Below are 16,167 nucleotides of genomic sequence, written 5' to 3' on the forward strand. Positions count from 1 at the left end.
AGAGGAAAAACGACGCAGCATCATGCATCAGATGATGCCGCGAGAGGAAGAGTTTACTGCCAGTTGCCGTTGCGAATAACGCCGACGGCCAGGCCTTCAATGGTGAAACTTTGTTGACGAAGATCCACCACGATTGGCGAAAATTCGCTGTTTTCCGGCAGCAGTTCGACGACGTTACCCTGCTTTTTCAGGCGCTTTACGGTTACTTCTTCGTCAATACGCGCCACAACTACCTGGCCGTTACGTACATCCTGAGTTTTATGGACTGCCAGCAGGTCGCCATCAAGAATGCCGATGTCTTTCATCGACATACCGCTGACGCGCAGCAGAAAATCGGCATTCGGTTTAAACATGGCCGGATCGACCTGATAGTGGCCTTCAATATGCTGCTGGGCCAGCAGCGGTTCCCCTGCTGCTACGCGGCCAATAAGCGGCAGGCCCGTTTCTTCTTCCGTCAGCAGACGAATACCGCGGGAGGCGCCGGAAACGATTTCGATAGCGCCTTTACGCGCCAGCGCTTTCAGGTGCTCTTCCGCCGCGTTTGGGGAACGGAACCCCAAGCGCTGAGCAATCTCCGCACGCGTCGGCGGCATGCCCGTCTGGCTGATATGATCCCGAATGAGATCAAACACCTCTTGCTGCCTGGTCGTTAACGCTTTCATTCCGCCCCCTGGGTGTATATACAGTTATGCTGTGAGTATATACAGCTAACGGTGATTTTGGAACCACATTTCACACAAAAATCAGGAGTTTCTTTTCGTTTTGCGAGCCGCTACGACAGGAGTTAGCGGTAATTTGCCCATAAAAGGGTTCCCCAGGTGATCAGCGCGATGACAATCGCCAGCAAAACCGCCGCAGAGCCCATGTCTTTCGCGCGCCCGGAAAGCTCATGATGCTCAGGGCCGATACGGTCCACGACCGCTTCAATCGCGCTGTTGATAATTTCAACTATCATCACTATCAGGACCGAGCCAATTAACAGCACCCGGGTAATGGCATCGACGTCTAACCAGCAGGCAATCACCACGGCAATGATGGCCGCGATGCCTTCCTGACGAAATGCGGCCTCGTTGACCCATGCCGCCCGGAATCCTTTCCAGGAATACCCTGCCGCTTTAATAATTCGGGTTAACCCAGTGGTATTATTGGCCATCAAACAAACCTTTTTATGTAAATGACGTCAATGAGTGTACGCGTTTGCCGCGTTACAACGGAAATTTTGCGCACTTTCTGTTATTCTTGCGGCGCATTTGCATGATTAACCAGAGGCTTCACATCGTCTATGTCTGGCTGGCAACGAATTTACTATAAATTACTGAATTTACCATTAAGGGCGCTGGTAAAAAGCAAGTCGATTCCGGCACAACCTGCTCAGGAGTTAGGCCTGGATACCTCGCGGCCCATTATGTACGTCCTGCCCTACAATTCGAAGGCGGACCTGCTGACGCTGCGCGCGCAATGTCTGGAGCATGAGTTACCGGACCCGCTGGAGCCGCTGGAGATCGACGGCGCCCTGCTTCCGCGCTACGTATTTATCCACGGCGGACCGCGCGTATTCACCTATTACACGCCGAAAGAAGAGTCTATCAAGCTCTTTCACGACTATCTGGATTTGCACCGTAATCACCCCGATCTTGATGTGCAAATGGTGCCAGTCTCGGTCATGTTCGGTCGCGCACCGGGGCGTGAAAAAGGCGAGGTTAACCCGCCACTGCGCATGCTCAACGGCATTCAGAAATTCTTCGCTGTTCTGTGGCTGGGCCGCGACAGCTTTGTGCGTTTCTCGCCTTCGGTCTCGCTGCGTAAAATGGCGGACGAACACGGCACCGATAAAACTATCGCTCAGAAGCTGGCCCGCGTGGCGCGTATGCACTTCGCCCGTCAGCGTCTGGCGGCGGTCGGTCCGCGCCTGCCTGCGCGCCAGGATCTGTTCAATAAACTGCTGGCGTCGAAAGCCATTGCCCGTGCGGTAGAAGACGAAGCGCGCAGCAAGAAAATTTCTCATGAAAAGGCGCAGCAAAACGCTATCGCCCTGATGGAAGAGATCGCCGCGAACTTCTCCTACGAGATGATTCGCCTGACAGACCGCGTGCTGGGCTTTACCTGGAACCGTCTGTATCAGGGCATTAACGTGCATAACGCCGAGCGCGTGCGCCAGCTGGCGCACGAAGGCCACGAGATCGTTTATGTCCCGTGCCACCGCAGCCATATGGATTATCTGCTGCTCTCGTACGTGATTTATCATCAGGGCCTGGTTCCGCCGCATATCGCCGCCGGTATCAACCTGAACTTCTGGCCTGCCGGGCCGATTTTCCGTCGCGGCGGCGCTTTCTTCATTCGCCGTACGTTCAAAGGCAATAAGCTCTATTCGACGGTATTCCGCGAATACCTCGGCGAGCTGTTCAGCCGCGGCTACTCCGTCGAATACTTCGTTGAGGGCGGCCGCTCTCGTACCGGACGCCTGCTGGATCCGAAAACCGGTACCCTGTCGATGACCATTCAGGCGATGCTGCGCGGCGGTAATCGCCCCATCACCCTGGTGCCAATCTACATCGGCTACGAGCACGTGATGGAGGTTGGTACCTACGCTAAAGAGCTGCGCGGAGCGACAAAAGAGAAAGAGAACCTGCCGCAGATGCTGCGCGGCTTAAGCAAGCTGCGTAATCTCGGCCAGGGCTACGTTAACTTCGGCGAACCGCTGCCGCTGATGGCCTACCTGAATCAACATGTGCCGGACTGGCGCGAGTCGATCGATCCTATCGAAGCCGTTCGCCCCTCCTGGCTGACGCCGACGGTAAATAACATCGCCTCAGACCTGATGGTACGCATTAACAATGCCGGTGCGGCAAACGCTATGAACCTGTGCTGTACGGCGCTGCTGGCATCGCGTCAGCGTTCCCTGACCCGCGAGCAGCTTACCGAACAGCTGGAATGCTACCTCGCCCTGCTGCGCAACGTGCCGTACTCTGCGGACGCGACCACGCCTGCGGCGTCTGCCAGCGAGCTTATCGACCACGCGCTGCAGATGAACAAGTTCGAGGTCGAGAAAGACACGATCGGCGATATCATCATTCTGCCGCGCGAGCAGGCCGTCCTGATGACCTATTACCGCAACAACATCGCCCATATGCTGGTGATGCCGTCACTGTTAGCCGCCATCGTCACTCAGCATCGTCGTATTACCCGCAGCGAAATATTGCGTCACGTCGAGATGTTCTATCCGTTCCTCAAGGCCGAGCTGTTCCTGCGCTGGGAAAAAGCGGAGCTGGCGGGCGTCGTCGATGCGCTGATTGCCGAGATGCAGCGTCAGGGGCTTATCGCCGTGAATGACGATGAGGTGAGCGTCAATCCGTCTCATGCCCGTTCCCTGCAGCTGCTGGCCGCAGGCGCGCGCGAAACGCTGCAGCGCTACGCCATCACCTTCTGGCTGCTGAGCGCTAACCCGTCAATCAACCGCAGTTCGCTGGAGAAAGAGAGCCGCACCGTGGCGCAGCGCCTGTCCGTTCTGCACGGTATCAATGCGCCGGAGTTCTTCGATAAGGCGGTATTCAGCACGCTGGTGCTGACCCTGCGCGACGAAGGCTATATCAGCGATACCGGAGATGCCGAGCCGGAAGAGACGTTGAAGATCTACCGTATGCTGGCGGATCTGATTACTTCTGATGTGCGTTTGACGATTGAAAGCGTTACCCAGGATGAAGCGTAACGTTTAAAGTGATATCCCGGCTTGCGCCGGGCTACCAGACCCTGCGGTTTAGTAGCCCGGCTAAAGCTTTTACAGCGCCAGCCGGGGAACCCCGCCCCATTTACTGCATATACCCCATCGCCAGGCCGAGAAACAGTACCAGCCCCACGTAGTTATTATTCATAAATGCCTTAAAGCAGCTATCGCGTTCGCGTTTAAATATCAGCTTTTGCTGCCAGACAAACAGCGCCGCGGCGATAAACAACGACCAGTAATATTCCCAGCCCAGCCCGCTCAGCCAGCCTACTGCCGCCATCAGACCCAGTACCGCCACCTGTAAAATACCGATGATTAAGCGATCGTTGTCGCCAAACAGAATCGCCGTCGATTTGATACCGATTTTGACGTCATCATCACGATCGACCATCGCATACTGGGTATCGTAGGCCACCGCCCACAGGATGTTGGCGAGGAACATCAGCCAGCAACTGAGCGGCAGCGATTCGCTTACCGCCGAAAAGGCCATCGGGATCGACCAGCCAAATGCCGCGCCCAGCACCACCTGCGGCAAGTGGGTGTAGCGTTTCATAAATGGATAGACCCATGCCAGCGCCAGCGCCGCTATCGACAGCAGAATGGTCATGGTGTTCAGGGTCAGCACCAGCAGGAAAGAAAGCAGCACCAGCACGACAAACAGCGTTCGCGCCTCCTTTTCGCTGACGTCGCCGCTCGGCAGCGGACGGCGGGCCGTCCGTTTAACGTGGCCGTCAAATTTACGATCGGCATAATCATTGACCACGCAGCCTGCGGCGCGCATTAACCAGACGCCGGCAACAAACACGGCGAGGATCCACAGCGGCGGTATCCCCGGCGTGGCCACCCACAGCGCCCACAGCGTCGGCCACAGCAGCAGCAGCGCGCCGATCGGTTTGTCAGTACGCATCAGGCGGTGAAACGCCAACAGCTTGTTCTGCGTCAGACTCCACTCCATTTCATTTTCCTCTTAATACAACGGCGATGCAGGCAAAAACAGCTCCGTCAGCAGCAGCGGTTTGCCGCTCAACCGGAGGCGGGAACGACGCCCCCACAGCTCTGCATGACGACCAATTTCAATAAAATCGCGGGTTAGCGTCGATGACGTGAAGAGATAGCGGCCCAGCGGCGTTTGTCCCAGCTGTTGCAGCGCCAGTTCGGGGCCGCTCAGCGTCGACTCCGGCACGATAGTTCGGCCAGCAAGCCAGGGTTCGCCATTAGCGCAAAGGATAATTTCCCGCAGCCAGTAGCGGGATTCGACGGGTAACAGAGGCGCTTCATCTGCCAGCGCTTCGCGTCCAACAAAACCTTCGTTAACCATGATGACGCTGACTCGCTTCCCCTGTTGCTCAAAGCGTTTGGTCATTGAGTCTTCCAGCAATAGCCAGTCGCGCAGATGCGCGTCCAGCGGGGGCATTGCGGCAAAATAACGCAGCGCACGCAGTTGCGTAAGCGCAGGATGTGGCATGCCTGAATCTCCGGTACAAAACGTAAAGGTATTGTATCGCAGAATGGGGCATCGGGGGCGGGCAAACGTCAATATACGATCATCCGCGCAACAGCCCTGCAACAGAAGCTGCCGCGCGATAAAAAAAAGTGCGCCCTGACGGACGCACCTAAAGGCTGTGCCTAAACATCAGCATTGTGGGGAGACGGTCACCCCTTGCCTTTTACACTGCTGATAAAGGTGGAACGAGCAGATTTCGAGCCAAGACGTTCAGCTTCGTTCATCAATTTCAGGGCCTTGTCGATATCGCCTTTCGCAACCGCCTGCTTAATGCCGTTATTGAAGTAAGTTTCGGTATCATCAAGCATCGGTTCGGTTTTCGCCGCTGGAGCCGGGGCCGGGGCGGCGACCGGCGCGCTATAGGCAGGAGCAGCGGTATTACCGACGGTAACAGGCCCCGGACCAGACGAACCGAACAGCGGGCCAACCAGCACGCTGGAGCCGGTAGAGGTTTTTACCTTCAGGCTGATGGTACCGTCCGTGACGTGTTTCGCGATGGGATCCGGAATATCCGGCACCGCATTGCCGGTGCCTTTGGCGTATGCCTTCGCCGGATCGATTAATTTAGTGGTCTGCTGTAAATCCTGCGGCGTGGTAAAGACCAGCACATAAATTTTCTGCTGTCCCAGCGCCGGAGTCAGGCGCATTACGCCCTCCAGACGATCTGAGCTCATCACGCCCGGTTCAAGATATGTAAAGTAGCTGCTGGGGAAGAATGCAGATGGCGTCATATTCTGATCAAGAATCAGCACGTTCGGCGCATATACCGCAGCTTGTTTTTCCACTTCGCTGGTTAACGTAATATTGAGCTCGCCAATATTCGCCGGAACGCTGTATGCGGCGACCGGACCACTGATTCCGGGGACATTGAGCGTCTGCCCGGCCACGGCGAGCTTTGTGGTTTGCGTTTTGGATTGGTCGACTGGAGTCCAGGTGAGCTGCTGCAACGCGGAGGCCGGAATCGACGGCGCGGCAGAGGTGTTCTGCGGCACGAAATTAACATCAGCAAAACTGACTGCGGGTACGCAGGCCATCAGGCCGACGGACAGGCAGAGGGCAACGAGACTTTTCTTCATTTTCATTGTTATCACCTCAATTCCGATGGCCGAGCGGTAGCCAGGCAATAGCGCGCTGGGCCTAAGATAGAGGGGCTTGCGCCCCTCTTTTAGTTACGAACGGTCAGGCTCGATTACCACCAGATTTCCATCTGGGCACCGAAGGTCCACTCGTCGCTATCGCCACGGCTAAAGGTTTTAGCACTGGTGTCGTTATATGCTACGCCGCTATCGTTATAGCCCCATTTCTCATCCCATTTGGCGTACGTTGCGAATACGCGGATTGCCGGACGGGACCAGATGCTGTCACCAGCCTGCCACTGCTGGGCCAGGGTCACTTTATACTGGCTGTTACGATCGCTGGTGCGTTGAGATTTGACGTTGTCGTAGCCGATTTCCATCAGGGTGCTCATGATAGGCGTCCACTTGTACATTGGACGAACGCCGACGGTCCACCATTGGGTACCATTGTTGTTGTCGCGGTCGATATCCTGGTACATACCGACGTACATCAGATCCCAGCTATCGCCGAGAGAGATCGCACCGTGGTCCAGCACGCGCCACATAGATCCATCGTTATTAATGCTGCCACCCTGCGGAACACCTTTACCGCTGGAGGTCATAGAGTCAGTTGCATACTGCAGAACAAATTTGTTAAAGCCTTTCAGCATGCTCTGAGTATGCTCAGCGGTAAGCATCCAGCCGTCTTTGGAAGCGCCCGGCTGCAGAGAATAATCATCAGGGATGTTAGTGTGGCCGTAGTCAACGCCCAGCTCCAGCGTGCCGCCTGGGTTAGTTTCCAGACCGGCTAAACGCACGTCGAATACATCGTTCGGCACGATATTGTCGTAAACGCGATTACCGAACTGGTCGCGATCGGCGAAGGTACCGGAGCCGCCGGATTCAGAAGAACGCGTTGCTGCCAGAGAGAGTTTACCGAAGCCCAGATCGATGTTTTCAATACCCGCACCAGGACCAGAAATATCCCAGTAGTAGAAGTCGATCATATGAACGTCATGACGCTGGTAGAAGCGCTTACCGGCCCAGATGGTGGAACCTGGCAACCATTCGATCAGGTTTTTACCCTGCACGTTAGCTTCACGGAATGCCGGACTGGTGGATTCCCAGTCGTTCTGCTGCGACACAGAGTAGGCGACGTTAGTATCGAAGTAGAAGCTCTTATCACCTTCTTTCCAGACTTCCTGGCCCAGTTTCAGTTCCGCATAGGTTTCACATTCGTTACCAAGACGGTATTTGCTTTGAGCACCGGTTGCCTGGAAGCACTGTTGCTCACCGCCGCTGCCGGTCCAGCCGATACCAGAACGAGCATAGCCGTGGAAATCAACGGCCAGCGCCTGAGCAGACATAACGCCTGCCGCAACGGCGACCGCCAGTGGAAGTTTGCGCAGAGTAATCATCATTCTATCTCCTGAGATCATTGCTTTTCTTTGAACGCTTCGCCTGTTGTTGCGCCTGTTTATCGACGCTGCAGGGTGCACGTTTTTTTTAATGGGAAGCCTTACACGCCCGGCTCTTTATGCAGCCGACGACAAGCGGTGCCATCCTCACGGAATAAATGGCAACGCTCCGGCGGCAAACCGATGGCGAATGTGGCTCCCTCTTCTACCAGCACCACGTCGTTCTGGCGGTAAACCAGGTTCTGACGGATGGATGGGATCTGAATATGAATTTGCGTTTCGTGGCCGAGCTGTTCGACCACCTGGACTTCACCTTCGAGGGTGACGTCGGCAATATCGCTGGGCAGCAGATGCTCCGGACGGATACCTAAAGACATGTTGGCGCCAACCTGAACGCGGGCGCTGTCCACCGGCAGCCAGACCTGCTGGCGGTTCGGCAGCTCCACCTGCACCTGCTCAATGGCGGTAGCGGTGACTTTGACCGGCAGGAAATTCATCTTCGGCGAGCCAATAAAGCCCGCGACGAAACGGTCCGCCGGGTAGTGATAGAGTTCGAGAGGCTTCCCGACCTGCGCGACGCGACCGGCATCCAGCACCACAATCTTGTCGGCCAGCGTCATCGCTTCGACCTGGTCGTGGGTCACGTAAATCATCGTGCGGCCAAGGCGTTTATGCAGACGGGATATTTCAATACGCATCTGTACGCGCAGCGCGGCGTCAAGGTTTGAGAGCGGTTCATCCAGCAGGAAAACGCGCGGTTCAGCCACCAGGGTACGGCCAATCGCCACGCGCTGGCGCTGGCCGCCAGAAAGCGCTTTCGGTTTACGTTCCAGCAGATGGGCAAGCTGCAGAACTTCCGCCACCTGGGTCACGCGCTGGTTGATCAGTTCTTTTTTGGCGCCGGCCAGCTTAAGGCCGAAAGACATGTTTTCCGCGACGGAAAGGTGAGGGTAAAGCGCATAAGATTGAAACACCATCCCGATACCGCGCTCGGCGGGCGGAACATCATTCATTCGGGTATCGCCAATCAGCAGATCGCCGCTGGTCACCGTTTCCAGCCCGGCAATCATACGCAGCAGGGTGGATTTGCCGCAGCCTGATGGCCCAACAAACACGACGAACTCCCCATCCTGGATTTCGAGATTAATATCTTTCGATACCACCACGTCACCCCAGGCTTTCGTTACATTTCGCAGCTGTACGCTCGCCATGCCCTTCTCCCTTCGTTACAACCTGTCACTTAACGACACATTCAAGATGGGCTGACTATGCGGCATTCATAAGTGGGGTAAATCCTCCACCCCCCGGCTTTTTTATGGGGGAGGAGGCGGGAGGATGAGAGATGACGTCTCGCCGCCGGGGGGGACGGGCGGATGCCGATTTCGTGATGTCGCCTGCAAAATTGGCCGCCTTTTTATGTGCGCCAGGACTCATAACCGGCATTTCTGCAATGGAGATCACACAAACGGAGGATGGGGCGTAGACATGGGGAGGATGGAAAGAGGTTGTTAAAAAAGGAAACTCATCATCGTTAAGCCACTCAAGTGTATCCACGAGCACATCACCAAATAGGACGGGTATATGAAAATCAAAACTGGCGCTCGCATCCTCGCGCTGTCTGCATTGACCACGATGATGTTTTCCGCCTCTGCCCTCGCAAAAATTGAAGAAGGTAAGCTGGTTATCTGGATTAACGGCGACAAAGGCTACAATGGCCTCGCTGAAGTGGGTAAAAAGTTTGAGAAAGACACCGGCATCAAAGTCTCCGTAGAACATCCGGACAAGCTGGAAGAGAAGTTCCCGCAGGTTGCCGCGACCGGCGACGGCCCTGACATCATTTTCTGGGCTCACGACCGCTTCGGCGGCTACGCACAGTCCGGTCTGCTGGCGGAAATCACCCCGGATAAAGCTTTCCAGGACAAACTCTATCCGTTCACCTGGGATGCGGTTCGCTACAACGGCAAGCTGATTGCCTACCCGGTTGCCGTCGAAGCGCTGTCGCTGATCTATAACAAAGACCTGGTAGCGAACCCGCCGAAAACCTGGGAAGAGATCCCGGCGCTGGATAAAGAACTGAAAGCGAAAGGTAAGAGCGCGCTGATGTTCAACCTGCAAGAACCGTACTTCACCTGGCCGCTGATTGCTGCCGACGGCGGTTACGCGTTCAAGTTTGAAAACGGTAAGTACGACGTGAAAGACGTGGGCGTAGATAGCGCTGGCGCGAAAGCGGGCCTGACCTTCCTGGTCGACCTGATCAAGAACAAACATATGAACGCCGACACCGACTACTCCATCGCGGAAGCGGCCTTCAACAAAGGCGAAACTGCGATGACCATCAACGGTCCGTGGGCGTGGTCTAACATCGATAAGAGCAAGGTTAACTACGGCGTTACCCTGCTGCCAACCTTTAAAGGTAATGCGTCCAAGCCGTTCGTTGGCGTACTCAGCGCCGGTATTAACGCCGCCAGCCCGAACAAAGAACTGGCGAAAGAGTTCCTCGAAAACTATCTGATGACCGACCAGGGTCTGGATGAAGTTAACAAGGACAAACCGCTGGGCGCGGTTGCGCTGAAATCCTTCCAGGAAAAACTGGAAAAAGATCCGCGTATCGCCGCCACCATGGCTAACGCCCAGAAAGGTGAAATCATGCCGAACATCCCGCAGATGTCCGCCTTCTGGTATGCCGTTCGTACCGCAGTTATCAACGCCGCTAGCGGTCGCCAGACCGTCGATGCCGCCCTGAAAGACGCGCAGGCTCGTATCACCAAGTAATACGGTTTCCCTTATTCCTTAGGGAGTAAGGTTTGTTGAATACGTTGTTACACGAAATCTTTCGCGCTACATCGAGGCGGCAAGGATGCAAATCCCCAGGCGCTTACATCAGTAAGTGACTGGGGTGCGCATCCGCAGCCAACAAAGAGGTCGCGCGAAGGATAAAGTGTAAAGAGGATGATCCCCATGGATGTCGTGAAAAAGAAACACTGGTGGCAAAGTCCGCAGCTCACATGGTCTGTGATCGGCTTGCTGTGCCTGCTGGTGGGTTACCTTGTTGTTTTGATGTACGCCCAGGGGGAGTACCTGTTTGCCATCATGACGCTGATTTTAAGCTCGGTTGGCCTGTATATTTTTTCCAATCGCAAGGCCTATGCCTGGCGCTATGTTTACCCGGGTCTCGCCGGGATGGGGCTGTTCGTCCTGTTCCCGCTGATCTGCACTATCGCTATCGCTTTCACCAACTACAGCAGTACTAACCAGCTTACCTTTGAACGCGCCCAACAGGTGCTGATGGACCGTTCCTTCCAGGCGGGTAAATCCTACAACTTCGCGCTTTATCCGGCGGGAGATGAGTGGAAGCTGGCGCTGACCGATGGCGAGAGCGGCAAAAACTATCTTTCCGACGCTTTTAAATTCGGCGGCGAACAGAAGCTGGCGTTAAAAGAGGCTGATGCCCTGCCGGAAGGCGAACGCGCCACCCTGCGCGTGATTACGCAAAACCGCACCGCCCTGAACCAGCTGACCGCCGTCCTGCCGGATGAGAGCAAAGTCATTATGAGCTCCCTGCGTCAGTTCTCCGGTACCCAGCCGCTGTACGCGCTGGCCAATGACGGTACGCTGACCAACAACCAGAGCGGCGTGAAATATCGGCCGAACGCCGAGGTCGGTTTCTATCAGGCGATTAACGCCGACGGCAGCTGGGGCAGCGAAAAGCTCAGCCCGGGCTACACCGTGACCATCGGCTGGGATAACTTCACCCGCGTGTTCCAGGATGAAGGTATCCAGAAACCGTTCTTCGCGATTTTCGTCTGGACGGTGGTCTTCTCTGTTCTGACCGTGATTCTCACCGTTGCGGTCGGCATGGTGCTCGCCTGTCTCGTCCAGTGGGAAGCCCTGAAAGGCAAAGCGATTTATCGCGTACTGCTGATTCTGCCTTATGCCGTACCATCGTTTATCTCAATTCTGATCTTCAAAGGGCTGTTCAACCAGAGCTTTGGTGAGATCAACATGATGCTCAGCGCGCTGTTCGGCATCAAGCCGGCCTGGTTTAGCGACCCGACTACCGCGCGCACCATGATTATCATCGTCAACACCTGGCTGGGCTATCCGTACATGATGATCCTGTGCATGGGCCTGCTGAAAGCGATTCCTGACGATTTATATGAAGCCTCGGCAATGGATGGCGCCACGCCGTTCCAGAACTTCTTCAAAATTACGCTGCCGCTGCTGATCAAGCCGCTGACGCCGCTGATGATCGCCAGCTTCGCCTTTAACTTTAACAACTTCGTGCTGATTCAGCTGTTGACCAACGGCGGGCCGGACCGGCTCGGCACCACCACGCCGGCGGGCTACACCGACCTTTTGGTGAGCTATACCTATCGCATCGCCTTTGAAGGCGGCGGCGGGCAGGACTTCGGCCTCGCGGCGGCTATCGCCACGCTGATCTTCCTGCTGGTAGGCGCCCTGGCGATTGTTAACCTGAAAGCCACACGTATGAAGTTCGATTAATTGGAATAACCAGGCGTCATTGGCGCGGGCAGTTTGAGCTCGGCCAGCGCGCGAGAACCGGAGCGTACACGTAGTACGTGAGGATTCTGAGCACTGCCCGAGTTCAAAATGACAAGCAAAATAGCCTGGAGCGGTATCAAGGGGAGTAAAAATATTATGGCTATGGTTCAACCCAAATCTCAGAAGCTGCGTTTACTGACAACGCACCTCCTGCTGCTGATTTTTATCGCGGCGATTATGTTCCCGCTGCTGATGGTCATCGCTATCTCGCTGCGCGAAGGGAACTTCGCCACCGGTAGCCTGATTCCCGAAAGTATCTCCTGGGAGCACTGGCGGCTGGCGTTAGGCTTCAGCGTCGAACACGCTGACGGCCGCGTCACGCCGCCCCCCTTCCCGGTTCTCCTGTGGCTGTGGAACTCCATCAAGGTGGCCGGCATTACCGCCATTGGCATCGTCGCGCTCTCTACAACCTGCGCTTACGCTTTTGCCCGTATGCGCTTCCCGGGTAAAGCCACGCTGCTTAAAGGAATGCTGATTTTCCAGATGTTCCCCGCGGTTCTGTCGCTGGTCGCGCTGTATGCCCTGTTTGACCGTCTCGGCCAGTACGTACCGTTCGTTGGACTGAATACCCACGGCGGCGTGATCTTCGCCTATATGGGCGGTATCGCGCTGCACGTCTGGACAATCAAAGGCTACTTCGAAACCATCGACGGCTCGCTGGAAGAAGCGGCGGCGCTGGACGGCGCGACGCCATGGCAGGCTTTCCGCCTGGTGCTGCTCCCGCTATCGGTACCGATTCTGGCGGTGGTGTTTATTCTGTCGTTCATCGCCGCGATTACCGAAGTGCCGGTGGCCTCTCTGCTGCTGCGCGATGTGAACAGCTATACCCTTGCGGTCGGAATGCAACAGTATCTCAACCCGCAGAACTATCTGTGGGGCGACTTTGCCGCCGCGGCGGTGCTCTCCGCCATTCCGATTACCGTAGTGTTCCTGCTGGCCCAGCGCTGGTTGGTTAATGGCCTGACCGCAGGCGGAGTGAAAGGTTAATTTTCATCGTTAGATACTCTAATTAATTCGAGTTGTCGAAAGGCGACAAGCCCGATAATCCCCAGCAGCATAGATAACTATGTGACTGGGGTGAGCGGGTGCAGTCAACGCATCAGCAACTTGAAGTATGACGAGTATACCCGCCCCAAATTTCAGAGGAGGGATGACGGTTTCGCGGTAATGCACGACCCCAACCGGGCATTACCGCCGTCGCCCTCAGCTGAAAAAGTAAGGCAAATGCCACTGCTATCCTCAACTGGACCCTACATAAATTCTATTTGTGACTGTTGGTCAGCGGCCCTGGAGGCCGCTTTTTTTTATTCGCGTTTCAGGTACCCGACGTCTCGCAATGAAACTCCCCCTTGCGCGAAAGTCCAGAAGCTCGCAGGCAAAGTGCTGAGCGTTAGCCACCCGCAGCGCCTTGATGCAGCGGCGCCCACCCACCAACGTTTCTTCCGAAGAGAGATAATCCGCCACTCTTTTAAAGAAATTTATTATGTTATTTTGCATTTAGGTTACGATTATTTTCTTTTGCGCGATTCATCACTGCAATTTCATTTACCGCCGTTCTTTTAACAATTAAATAGAGTTGAGATCACATAAAGAATATAACGTAATTGCAATATTAAATTTGATAATTGCCATCCCCGGGTGATGAATACACCATCATTATTACCGATAAGAAGAAATGTGTATTTAAGGCTGGTCAGGATGAATACCCAATATAATTCAAGCTATATCTTTTCGATTACGTTAGTCGCCACGTTAGGAGGACTATTATTTGGCTACGATACCGCAGTCATCTCCGGTACGGTAGAATCCTTAAACACTGTTTTTGTGGCTCCGCAAAACCTGAGTGAATCTGCCGCCAACTCATTGCTGGGCTTCTGCGTTGCCAGCGCCTTGATTGGCTGCATCATTGGAGGCGCGCTTGGCGGCTATTGTAGTAACCGTTTTGGCCGCCGGGATTCGCTAAAAATTGCCGCGCTTCTGTTTTTTATCTCCGGTATCGGTTCGGCATGGCCTGAATTAGGTTTTACCCCGATAAATCCTGATAACGCGGTGCCAGTTTATTTAGCCGGATATGTACCAGAATTCGTTATTTACCGCATTATTGGAGGCATTGGCGTAGGTTTAGCATCTATGCTTTCACCGATGTATATTGCGGAACTGGCGCCGGCAAGCATACGAGGAAAACTGGTTTCCTTTAACCAGTTCGCGATTATTTTTGGGCAGCTATTGGTTTACTGCGTTAACTATTTCATTGCAAAATCAGGTGATGCTAGCTGGCTGAATACCAATGGTTGGCGATATATGTTTGCCTCAGAATGCATTCCCGCACTGCTGTTTTTAGGGCTACTGTATACCGTACCGGAAAGCCCGCGCTGGCTGATGGCGCAGGGCAAACAGGAACAGGCGGAGGGTATTCTGCGCAAAATTATGGGCAGCAAGCTCGCCGTCCAGGCAATGCAGGAGATCAATCTGTCACTGGAAAATGGCCGTAAAACGGGCGGTCGTCTGCTGATGTTTGGCGCAGGCGTCATTACTATCGGCGTTATGCTGTCTATATTCCAGCAGTTTGTCGGCATCAACGTCGTGCTCTACTACGCTCCGGAAGTCTTCAAAACGCTGGGAGCCAGCACTGATGTCGCCCTGCTGCAGACCATTATCGTGGGCGTTATCAACCTGACTTTCACCGTTCTGGCCATCATGACGGTTGATAAATTTGGCCGCAAGCCGCTGCAAATTATTGGCGCGCTCGGGATGGCGCTTGGCATGTTCAGCCTCGGCACCGCCTTTTATACGCAAGCATCCGGTTTGGTGGCGCTGCTGTCGATGCTGCTTTACGTCGCCGCATTTGCCATGTCCTGGGGCCCGGTTTGCTGGGTGCTGCTGGCAGAAATCTTCCCTAACGCGATTCGCGGCAAAGCTCTCGCCATTGCGGTTGCCGCGCAGTGGCTGGCGAACTACTTTGTCTCCTGGACCTTCCCGATGATGGATAAAAACTCCTGGCTGGTTGCCCATTTTCACAACGGTTTTTCCTACTGGATTTACGGTTGTATGGGAATTCTGGCGGCGATGTTTATGTGGAAATTTGTGCCGGAAACGAAAGGCAAGACGCTGGAAGAACTCGAAGAGCTGTGGGCACCCGCAGAAGAGAAAACGCTTCAGGCCTCTATCAGATAATAACCACAGCACGCCGCTACCGGAAGCGGCGTGCTGTCTGTTTACTCGCGTTTCAGTCGGTTGGAGTTACACAGCCAGAGCGTAATCACCAGAATCAGGATCGCGGCGGAGTAAATCAGCACCGCCATGGGCGACTCATGATCGATGATAATCAGGCGTACGATGGCGGTGATGCCGATATAAACAAAGTAGCGTAGCGGGAAGTGAAATCCCGATTCAAAGTACTTCACAATCAGCGCGATAAACTCGAAATAGAGGAAGTAGACCACCAGGCCTTCCACCAGCTTGTACTTACTGACAGGTTCAGGGGTAAACAGGACGTGCGCCAGATGCAACGTCTCTTTCCCGAGGAATACGATCAGAATGACCCCCAGGCACAGCAGGCCAAGATTCAAAACGGTTTGCATGGCGGTTGCAATAAAACTCACCAACGGACGATAAACCGGCGGCATAGACACCCCTTATAAGCATGATTTCCTGCGATCTGTATAACGCAAAAATGTGATCCAGATCTACATTTGTTATCCCCTTCTCCCCACTGCCCGCCTTGCTCGTATACGACGAAATACGTAAAAAGAGAAAATCTTACTTTCGTCATCGCTGTGAGGCGGTTAACTAAATCCCTTTTTATGTTCAAAAAACAGAATATAAATACTCGGTAAATCAGTTAATTAACCATAATAAGATCACAGTTTTACATTCTTTTAATAAGCGAAAATTTTTCTCTTTAAT

The 16,167-nt window shown here is 54.5% G+C and carries 13 protein-coding genes; 5 read left to right on the forward strand and 8 right to left on the reverse strand.

Annotated elements, in window-relative coordinates; all coding sequences use genetic code 11:
- Positions 1 to 53 precede the first annotated feature (53 nt).
- Together lexA and ABLV11_RS09440 are read right to left on the reverse strand one after the other, a co-directional pair.
- Positions 54 to 662 carry a transcriptional repressor LexA gene (gene lexA / locus ABLV11_RS09435; RefSeq protein ID WP_004109543.1) on the reverse strand — a complete coding sequence of 203 codons (609 nt, stop codon included), beginning with the start codon at positions 660 to 662 and terminating at the stop codon, positions 54 to 56.
- Positions 663 to 784: 122 nt separating this feature from the next.
- Entirely contained in the window at positions 785 to 1,153 is a 369-nt protein-coding gene (locus ABLV11_RS09440) for a diacylglycerol kinase (protein WP_004109553.1), read from the reverse strand.
- Positions 1,154 to 1,282: 129 nt separating this feature from the next.
- Here ABLV11_RS09440 and plsB point away from each other — a divergent pair, with 129 nt between their 5' ends.
- Positions 1,283 to 3,706, forward strand: a complete 2,424-nt coding sequence (gene plsB / locus ABLV11_RS09445) for a glycerol-3-phosphate 1-O-acyltransferase PlsB (RefSeq protein ID WP_064383164.1) — start codon at positions 1,283 to 1,285, stop codon at positions 3,704 to 3,706.
- Between the two features lie 100 nt (positions 3,707 to 3,806).
- On the opposite strand, the gene ubiA is transcribed toward plsB, so the two are convergent.
- The 5 genes from ubiA to malK all read right to left on the reverse strand — a co-directional run bounded on the left by ubiA (position 3,807) and on the right by malK (position 8,909).
- The gene (gene ubiA / locus ABLV11_RS09450; RefSeq protein WP_004109559.1) at positions 3,807 to 4,676 is read right to left on the reverse strand and encodes a 4-hydroxybenzoate octaprenyltransferase; all 870 of its coding nucleotides are present in this window, start codon (positions 4,674 to 4,676) and stop codon (positions 3,807 to 3,809) included.
- Positions 4,677 to 4,688: 12 nt separating this feature from the next.
- Entirely contained in the window at positions 4,689 to 5,186 is a 498-nt protein-coding gene (gene ubiC, locus ABLV11_RS09455; RefSeq protein WP_126488164.1) for a chorismate lyase, read from the reverse strand.
- A 188-nt stretch (positions 5,187 to 5,374) separates the two neighbouring features.
- Positions 5,375 to 6,307: a maltose operon protein MalM gene (gene malM, locus ABLV11_RS09460; protein WP_004109563.1), complete on the reverse strand. Its 933-nt coding sequence runs from the start codon at positions 6,305 to 6,307 to the stop codon at positions 5,375 to 5,377.
- 107 nt (positions 6,308 to 6,414) lie between these two features.
- A complete protein-coding gene (locus ABLV11_RS09465; RefSeq protein WP_004109566.1) occupies positions 6,415 to 7,701 on the reverse strand; it encodes a maltoporin in 1,287 nt (428 codons plus the stop codon).
- 98 nt (positions 7,702 to 7,799) lie between these two features.
- Positions 7,800 to 8,909: a maltose/maltodextrin ABC transporter ATP-binding protein MalK gene (gene malK / locus ABLV11_RS09470; protein WP_004097762.1), complete on the reverse strand. Its 1,110-nt coding sequence runs from the start codon at positions 8,907 to 8,909 to the stop codon at positions 7,800 to 7,802.
- A 370-nt stretch (positions 8,910 to 9,279) separates the two neighbouring features.
- Here malK and malE point away from each other — a divergent pair, with 370 nt between their 5' ends.
- The 4 genes from malE (at position 9,280) to xylE (ending at position 15,435) form a co-directional block, all read left to right on the forward strand.
- Positions 9,280 to 10,470, forward strand: coding sequence for a maltose/maltodextrin ABC transporter substrate-binding protein MalE (malE, locus tag ABLV11_RS09475; RefSeq protein WP_004109568.1), 1,191 nt, complete (start codon positions 9,280 to 9,282; stop codon positions 10,468 to 10,470).
- Positions 10,471 to 10,656: 186 nt separating this feature from the next.
- A complete protein-coding gene (gene malF, locus ABLV11_RS09480) occupies positions 10,657 to 12,201 on the forward strand; it encodes a maltose ABC transporter permease MalF (protein WP_004109570.1) in 1,545 nt (514 codons plus the stop codon).
- A gap of 156 nt (positions 12,202 to 12,357) precedes the next feature.
- A complete protein-coding gene (malG, locus tag ABLV11_RS09485; RefSeq protein WP_004109572.1) occupies positions 12,358 to 13,248 on the forward strand; it encodes a maltose ABC transporter permease MalG in 891 nt (296 codons plus the stop codon).
- 711 nt (positions 13,249 to 13,959) lie between these two features.
- Positions 13,960 to 15,435, forward strand: coding sequence for a D-xylose transporter XylE (gene xylE, locus ABLV11_RS09490; protein ID WP_126488162.1), 1,476 nt, complete (start codon positions 13,960 to 13,962; stop codon positions 15,433 to 15,435).
- Positions 15,436 to 15,476: 41 nt separating this feature from the next.
- Here xylE and psiE read toward each other — a convergent pair whose 3' ends face one another.
- Positions 15,477 to 15,887 carry a phosphate-starvation-inducible protein PsiE gene (gene psiE / locus ABLV11_RS09495; protein WP_004097754.1) on the reverse strand — a complete coding sequence of 137 codons (411 nt, stop codon included), beginning with the start codon at positions 15,885 to 15,887 and terminating at the stop codon, positions 15,477 to 15,479.
- Positions 15,888 to 16,167 lie beyond the last annotated feature (280 nt).

Source organism: Klebsiella sp. GW_Kp181, from assembly GCF_040062315.1.
Taxonomy (GTDB): domain Bacteria; phylum Pseudomonadota; class Gammaproteobacteria; order Enterobacterales; family Enterobacteriaceae; genus Klebsiella; species Klebsiella oxytoca.